7 protein-coding genes are annotated in these 7,142 nt (G+C 72.7%); 3 read left to right on the forward strand and 4 right to left on the reverse strand.

Translation table 11 applies throughout. From position 1 onward, the window contains the following. Positions 1 to 149 precede the first annotated feature (149 nt). Positions 150 to 329: a hypothetical protein gene (locus ACWEKM_RS20620; protein WP_451622634.1), complete on the reverse strand. Its 180-nt coding sequence runs from the start codon at positions 327 to 329 to the stop codon at positions 150 to 152. Positions 330 to 352: 23 nt separating this feature from the next. Further along, positions 353 to 553, reverse strand: a complete 201-nt coding sequence (locus ACWEKM_RS20625) for a hypothetical protein (protein WP_451622635.1) — start codon at positions 551 to 553, stop codon at positions 353 to 355. Between the two features lie 563 nt (positions 554 to 1,116). Between ACWEKM_RS20625 and ACWEKM_RS20630 the strand changes: the two genes are divergently transcribed. Then, the gene (locus ACWEKM_RS20630; protein WP_451622636.1) at positions 1,117 to 3,168 is read left to right on the forward strand and encodes a phosphocholine-specific phospholipase C; all 2,052 of its coding nucleotides are present in this window, start codon (positions 1,117 to 1,119) and stop codon (positions 3,166 to 3,168) included. A gap of 66 nt (positions 3,169 to 3,234) precedes the next feature. Continuing rightward, positions 3,235 to 4,068: a phospholipid scramblase-related protein gene (locus ACWEKM_RS20635; RefSeq protein WP_451622637.1), complete on the forward strand. Its 834-nt coding sequence runs from the start codon at positions 3,235 to 3,237 to the stop codon at positions 4,066 to 4,068. Positions 4,069 to 4,392: 324 nt separating this feature from the next. Here ACWEKM_RS20635 and ACWEKM_RS20640 read toward each other — a convergent pair whose 3' ends face one another. After that, a complete protein-coding gene (locus ACWEKM_RS20640) occupies positions 4,393 to 5,334 on the reverse strand; it encodes a hypothetical protein (RefSeq protein WP_451622638.1) in 942 nt (313 codons plus the stop codon). Continuing rightward, complete coding sequence (locus tag ACWEKM_RS20645) at positions 5,331 to 6,125, reverse strand: phosphatase PAP2 family protein (RefSeq protein ID WP_451622639.1); 795 nt, start codon at positions 6,123 to 6,125, stop codon at positions 5,331 to 5,333. The genes ACWEKM_RS20640 and ACWEKM_RS20645 overlap by 4 nt, the downstream gene beginning before the upstream one ends. Positions 6,126 to 6,366: 241 nt before the next feature. Here ACWEKM_RS20645 and ACWEKM_RS20650 point away from each other — a divergent pair, with 241 nt between their 5' ends. Beyond that, positions 6,367 to 6,981 (forward strand): TetR/AcrR family transcriptional regulator C-terminal ligand-binding domain-containing protein, encoded by a 615-nt coding sequence (locus ACWEKM_RS20650; protein ID WP_451622640.1) that lies wholly within the window; start codon positions 6,367 to 6,369, stop codon positions 6,979 to 6,981. Positions 6,982 to 7,142: the final 161 nt, after the last annotated feature.

The following is a 7,142-nucleotide window of genomic DNA, read 5'->3' on the forward strand; positions in this document are numbered from 1 at the left end:
ACCCCCCCCCCCCCCTCACGCCTGGGGCGGGGGGCCGCCGGCGCGGGCGGGCGGGGGCCGGGGGCGCGCGCGCGCCGCCCCCCCCCCCCCACGGCCGGCCATCTGACCGTCGTCCCCACCCCGGAGCCCTGACCCGGCACCGCCGGCGTTCAGGTCGCCGACGGCGCCGGGCGGGTCCGGCAGGCGGCGCAGCAGCGGGGCGTGGCGGCCTCGAAGTGACGGAGGCGGACGTCGGCCGCGGCCACGCCCGCGAACCGGTCGGCCGCCCGTACCGGCGCGGACAGGGTGAGGCGGTACTCGTCGGCGTAGAGGCAGTCGACATGAGCCACTCGACGTACGGCACGCTCACCGCTCACCGCCCGGGGCAGCGCGACCCTTCCCCGTATGTGTGGTCCGCGTATGCCGACTGCTCCCCGTCCCCGTGCGTGCAGTCCAGGTACGCCCACCGCTCCGGGGCGACCAGCCGCACCAGCGGCCGCAGGTCACCCTCGGCGCTCGCCTGCCACCACTCCAGCCGCCCCGTCTCGGCGGCCCCGCGGCTGTAGACGTTCACGGTGCCGAAGAAGGTGATGCCCGCGTCGAACGTGGCTTCGGCGCAGGAGGGGTCGCGTCCGCCGGGACGCCGTCGGCGTAAGAGCTGCGAACAGAATGGGAGTCCGATCAGCGTGCGTGCCAGGCGTCGCGCGCCGGGCGCCCATTCTGTTCGGGGCTCTAAGTGAGCCAGGACCCGAGCGAGATCTCCGAGACTGCCAGGTCCGAACCGCCGGACGGAGCCCAGCGCCTGCGTCGGCGAGAGGCCCCCATGCGGTACCGGAAGCGGTGTCAGCGCCAGTGCCACCCTCCTGGGCGAGCCGTGCAGCGGCCCCGGTCCGGCCCTGACCGCCCCTCAGCCGGGCCGCCGCGCTCGCCGCGGCGTGGATCCGGCTCCCGCCGCCCGGCCGGGGTTATGGTCCGCACGGACCCGCCGGGCCGTCCGCTCCTCCCCTGTACCGCCGACCTTCACATCGACGCCATCACGCCCTTCCCTGACGTTCGCTGCTCTTGAAAAGCTCGCACCGCGCACTTTCCGCCACCCCCCCAGGCGTCGCGTACGCCAGAGATGAGAGGTCCTTTCCCATGCCCGAAGTCAACCGGCGCAGATTCCTCCAACTCGCGGGCGCCACCTCGGCCTTCACCGCCCTGTCCAGCAGCATCGAACGGGCCGCCGCGCTGCCCGCGAACCACCGCACGGGCTCGGTCGAGGACGTGGAGCACATCGTCGTCCTCATGCAGGAGAACCGCTCCTTCGACCACTACTTCGGCTCGCTCAGAGGCGTCCGTGGCTTCGGCGACCCGCGCCCGGTGGCGCGGCCGGACGGCAAGCCGGTCTGGTACCAGTCGGACGGCCAAAAGGACCTGCTGCCCTTCCGCCCGGACGCCGACGACCTGGGCCTGGCCTTCATCCAGGACCTCCCGCACGGCTGGAACGACGGGCACGACGCCGTCAACGGGGGTCGCTACGACAAGTGGGTGCCGGCCAAGGGCGCCACGACCATGGCGTACCTGACCCGGGAGGACATCCCCTTCCACTACGCGCTCGCCGACGCGTTCACCATCTGCGACGCCTACCACTGCTCGTTCATCGGCTCGACCGACCCGAACCGCTACTACATGTGGACGGGCTACACGGGCAACGACGGCCGCGGCGGCGGCCCGGTCCTCGGCAACGAGGAGGCGGGCTACTCCTGGACGACCTACCCCGAGCGACTGGAGCGGGCCGGGATCTCCTGGAAGATCTACCAGGACATCGGCGACGGCCTCGACGCGAAGGGCGGCTGGGGCTGGATAGAGGACGCCTACCGCGGCAACTACGGCGACAACTCGCTGCTGTACTTCCATCAGTACCGGAACGCCAAGCCCGGAGACCCGCTGTACGACAAGGCGCGCACCGGCACCGACGTCGGCAAGGGCGAGGGCTTCTTCGACCGGCTGCGGGCGGACGTGGCGTCCGGCAGTCTGCCGCAGATCTCCTGGATCGCCGCCCCCGAGGCGTTCACCGAACACCCCAACTGGCCCGCGAACTACGGCGCCTGGTACGTCTCCCAGGTCATCGACGCGCTCACCTCGAACCCCGAGGTGTGGGCGAAGACGGCCCTGTTCATCACCTACGACGAGAACGACGGCTTCTTCGACCACCTGGTCCCGCCGTTCCCGCCGGCCTCCGCCGCGCAGGGCAAGTCGACGGTCGACGCGGGCCCCGACCTGTTCAAGGGCGACAGCGGCCATGTGGCCGGCGCCTACGGGCTGGGCCAGCGGGTGCCGATGCTGGTCGTCTCCCCGTGGAGCAAGGGCGGCTTCGTCTGCTCCGAGACCCTCGACCACACCTCGATCATCCGGTTCATGGAGCGCCGCTTCGGGGTGCGGGAGCCGAACATCTCGCCCTGGCGGCGCGCGGTCTGCGGCGACCTGACCGCCGCCTTCGACTTCACCCGCAAGAACACCCGGCCGGTCCGGCTGCCCGCCACCGACGGCTACCTGCCGCCCGACGGCGACCGGCACCCCGACTATGTGCCCACCCCGCCCGCCGACCCGGCCATGCCCCGGCAGGAACGCGGCCTGCGCTCCACCCGCCCGCTCGGCTACGCCCCCGAGGTGGACGGCGCGGCCGATCCCGCGGCCGGAAAGTTCACGCTCTCCTTCGCCTCCGGCGCGCACGCCGGCGCGGCCTTCCTCGTCACCTCCGGCAACCGCACCGACGGACCCTGGACCTACACCGCCGGGGCGGGTAAGTCCGTCGCCGACACCTGGAACTCGGCGTACTCGAACGGCTCGTACGACCTGACCGTGCACGGCCCGAACGGCTTCCTGCGCGTGTTCAAGGGCCCCGGGAAGACCGCGGGACCCGAGGTCACCGCGCGGCCCTGCGGGGACGACGTGCGGCTCACCTTCACCAACAAGGGCTCCGGCACGGTGCGGCTGAAGGTCGCCAACGGGTACGGCGGCAGGCCGTGGACGGTGACGGTGCGGGCCGGGGCCACGGTCCGGCGCACCGTGGACCTCTCGGCGAGCCGGCGCTGGTACGACCTGACCGTGACGTCCGAGGCCGACCCGGGCTTCCTGCGTGGGTTCGCCGGGCACGTCGAGAACGGACACCCCGGGGTCAGCGATCCGGCGATCGGCGCGCACTGACGCCCGGATGAAGGCGACAGCGGACGGCCTGGTCAGGTACCGGTCACAGCAGGGTAGTGTGCCCCGGTGACCATGCAATCGAACACACCCGCGGGCTGGTACCCCGATCCACACGGAGCGCCCCAGACGCTCCGCTACTGGGACGGCGCGCAATGGACCGAACACACCAACCCGGACCAGCAGGGCGCCCAGCAGGCGGCCGCTCCGCATGCCTCGGTGCCGCAGCAGCCCGCCGCTGACCCTCGCGTTCAGCGGCAGGTGCAGCAGCAGGCCGGGGTCGCGGGCGGCGCCGGCGGCGGCGGGACGCTGTTCACCGAGCCCGTGCTGGTGGTGAACCAGAAGGCCAAGCTGATCGAGCTGACCAATGAGTACAAGGTCATGGACCAGCAGGGCCGTGACCTCGGCGCCGTGGTCGAGGTCGGGCAGAGCGCCCTCAAGAAGGTTCTGCGCTTCGTCTCCAGCCTCGACCAGTTCATGACGCACCGGCTGGAGATCCGCGACCCCCACGGACAGCCCCAGCTGGTGCTCACCCGGCCCGCGAAGTTCTTCAAGTCCCGGGTGATCGTGACCCGTCCGGACGGCTCGCCGGTGGGGGAGATCGTCCAGCAGAACATGATCGGGAAGATCAACTTCGCGATGAACGCGGACGGCCGGCAGGTCGGTGCGATCAAGGCGGAGAACTGGCGGGCGTGGAACTTCGCGATCGTCGACCACGAGGACAACGAGGTGGCCCGGATCACCAAGACCTGGGAAGGGCTCGCCAAGACGATGTTCACGACCGCGGACAACTATGTCCTGCAGATCCACTACCAACTCCCCGAGCCCCTGCTGAGCCTCGTGGTGGCCACGGCCCTGACCGTCGACACCGCGCTCAAGCAGGACTCGCGGGGCCTGGGCTGACCCCGCCCGGCCCCCTCGCCACACGGCGGGGTGCCACACGGCGGGGCGCCACATGGCCCGCACACCGGGGCACGGCAGCACGGCAACGGCGGCTGGTGCGTGGAGGTTCCTCGGTCTTCGTTTCGGCTGCGGGCCGGTGGGGGCTGGTCGCACAGTTCCCCGCGCCCCTCGGGGGACCGCCGTGCCGTCGGCTTCGAGGCGCCGGAAGCGCAGGCGGTTTCTCCACACGCACCGGCCGCCGCCCGCGTTCTTCCGCCGCCCGCACCCGCCGGAGTGTGTGCGTTCCCTACAGGTGTGTGGCTTCCCCACGGGTGTGTGCGTTTCCTACAGGGGAGTGAGGTGTCCGGGGTCCGGTCGGCGGGGAGCCAGGGGCGGTTCGGCCGACGCGGTCCGCGGTTCCGGGGCCGGCATCCCGGCCACCGGGTGTGCCTCGGCGTGGTCGGCGGCGGGCCGCGGCACCCGGGTCAGCAGCAGCACGCCCCAGGACGCCACCGCCGCCCCGGCGAGCGCCAGCAGCACGCCGTCGACGCCGCCCCGCAGGCCCTGCCCGAGCAGGGCGAGACCGATCACCGCGGCGGCCACCGGGTTGGCCAGCGTCACCACGGCGAGCGGCGCGCCCAGGCCGCTCCGGTAGGCGGTCTGCGAGAGCAGCAGCCCGCCGGTGGCGAACGCGGCGACCAGCAGCGCGACCACGATCACCGCCGGGCTCGGCGCCGATCCCGTACGGTCCGTCGCCGCCACCGTCACCGTCTGGGTGAGCGCCGAGGCCACGCCCGAGGCGACGCCGGACGCCGTCGCGTGCCGCAGTCCGGGCCGGGCGCCGGGCCGGGCCAGCACCCCGACCAGCGCGGCCGTCGAACCGGCCACCGCCAGTGCCTCCGTCAGGGACAGCACCCGGTGCGGTGCCGGACCGGACGCGGCGACCAGCAGCGCCGCGAGTCCGAGCAGCGTCAGGGCCGTGCCCCGCCACTCCGCGGCGCCGACCCGCCGCCCGGCGAGCCGGGCCCCCATCGGCACCGCGGCGACCAGGGTGAGCGCGCCGAGCGGCTGGACGACGGTCAGCGGACCGTAGGTGAGGGCCACCACGTGCAGCACCGCGGCGCCCCCGTTCAGCCCGACCGACGTCCACCACGCGCCGGTGCCGAGCAGCCGCAGCAGGCCGGTGCCGGAGCCACGGGCGGCCAGGCGCTCCTGCGCGACCGCGGCGGCCGCGTAGGCGACGGCCGAGACCAGGCAGAGGGCGATGGCGAGCAGGGCGGGGCTCATCGGCCCGCTCCCACCAGGACCGGTTCCTTCGGCGCGAACCGCCGGGTGCCGCGGCCCGCCGTCCCGGTGCCGCGGTGCGGCCGATGGATCACGGCGAGGGCGAGGCCGAGCATAGCCGCGGCGACGATCGCATCCAGCCAGTAGTGGTTCGCCGTGCCGACGATGACGACGAGGGTGATCAGCGGGTGCAGCAGCCACAGCCAGCGCGCGTGTGAGCGGGTCGCGGCGATCATCCCGATCGCCACCATCACAGCCCAGCCGAAGTGCAGCGACGGCATCGCCGCGAACTGGTTGGAGAGGTGATCGCTCGACGGTGGGCCGTACACCGACGGCCCGTAGACGCGGGCGGTGTCCACCAGGCCCGTGGCGGCCAGCATGCGCGGCGGGGCGAGCGGGAACGTGAAGGGCAGCACCAGGGCGGCGGAGGTGACCGCGGCGAGGACCCGGCGGGCCCACAGGTAGTGCGCGGGGCGCCGCACATACAGCCAGACCAGGAAGGCCAGCGTGGCCGGGAAGTGGACCGTCGCATAGTAGGTGTTCGCCAGGTGGACGAGGGTGTCGCCGTGCAGCAACGCGGACTGCACGTCGCCCTCGCCCGGAAGGCGCAGGGTCCGTTCCAGGTCCCATACGCGGTGGGCGTTGTGGAGCGCCTCGCCGGTGTGACCCGTGGCCAGTTGCCGGCCGAATTTGTAGACGAGGAAGAGCCCCGCGACGAGCAGGAACTCCCGGACGAGCGAGGGCCGGGCTATGGAGTCCGGCTCCGTTTCGGCAGGCTCGGTGTGGGCATTCATCCCCCGGCCCTTTCGCTGACGGTCGTGCGTGTGCGTGTGCTGGTGCGGAGCCCCGGACCTTGACCTGGGCTCATCGATACGTATACGTACCGAAACGACAATGTACCGAAACGACAGTGTACCGATACGCTCCTGTACCGGTACACTGTCGTATCGATTGATGTGCGACACACTGGGAACAGTTGATGGACCCGCCCTTCGAGCGCAGCGCGGGCGGGCCGAGGAGTGAGGAGAACAGCGCATGACGTCGCAGGCCGCGGACGGACCGGAGACGGTCGCCGCCTCGCGCCGCTCCAAGCTCACGCCCGAGCGTGAGCGGGAGTTCTTCGACGCCGTGCTCGACCAGATCCGCGCATGCGGCTACGACTCGGTCACCATGGAGGGCGTCGCCGCCAGCACGCGCTGCAGCAAGTCCACGCTCTACCGGCAGTGGCGGACGAAACCCCAGTTCGTGGCGGCGGCGCTGCGCGCGAGCAGCCGGGTACGGTTCGGCGGGATCGACACGGGATCGCTCGCCGGCGACCTGCGCGAGGCCGTGCGCGCCGCGGGCGACTGGTCCGGCAAGGACACCCGGCTGATGCAGTCGCTCGGCCATGCGATCACGACCGACCGCGAACTGATGGCCGCGCTGCGGGAGACGCTGGTCGACCCCGAACTCGCCGCGCTCCAGGAGATGCTGCGGCGCGCGGTCGAGCGCGGCGAGGTGCCCGCTGACCATCCGGCGCTGGAGTACGTGCCCGCCATGCTGTTCGGCGTGCTGCGCATCCGCCCCGTGCTGAGCGGCCAGTACGCCGACTCCGACTATCTCGTCGGATTCGTGGAGGCGGCCGTGCTGCCCGCGCTGGGCCTGACCTGAGACTCAGGCCACCGTCCACGGGATGACGGGACGGTGGCCTGGCCGCGCCGCACCGTGGGGACGGGGGCGGCGCACCCCACCGGCCGGGTGGGGCTCCTCTGGAGCGGAGAGGCGCCCCCCCCCGCCCACCACACCCCCCGCCCCACCAAAGAAAGCAGGGC

It is taken from the genome of Streptomyces sp. NPDC004752 (assembly GCF_053601275.1).

What these genes read in the sequence shown, in the direction of transcription:
- ACWEKM_RS20630 (WP_451622636.1), top strand. Translation starts at nt 1,117, where the DNA reads ATGCCCGAAGTCAACCGGCGCAGATTCCTCCAACTCGCGGGCGCCACC.
- ACWEKM_RS20640 (WP_451622638.1), bottom strand. Translation starts at nt 5,334, where the DNA reads ATGAGCCCCGCCCTGCTCGCCATCGCCCTCTGCCTGGTCTCGGCCGTC.
- ACWEKM_RS20645 (WP_451622639.1), bottom strand. Translation starts at nt 6,125, where the DNA reads ATGAATGCCCACACCGAGCCTGCCGAAACGGAGCCGGACTCCATAGCC.
- ACWEKM_RS20650 (WP_451622640.1), top strand. Translation starts at nt 6,367, where the DNA reads ATGACGTCGCAGGCCGCGGACGGACCGGAGACGGTCGCCGCCTCGCGC.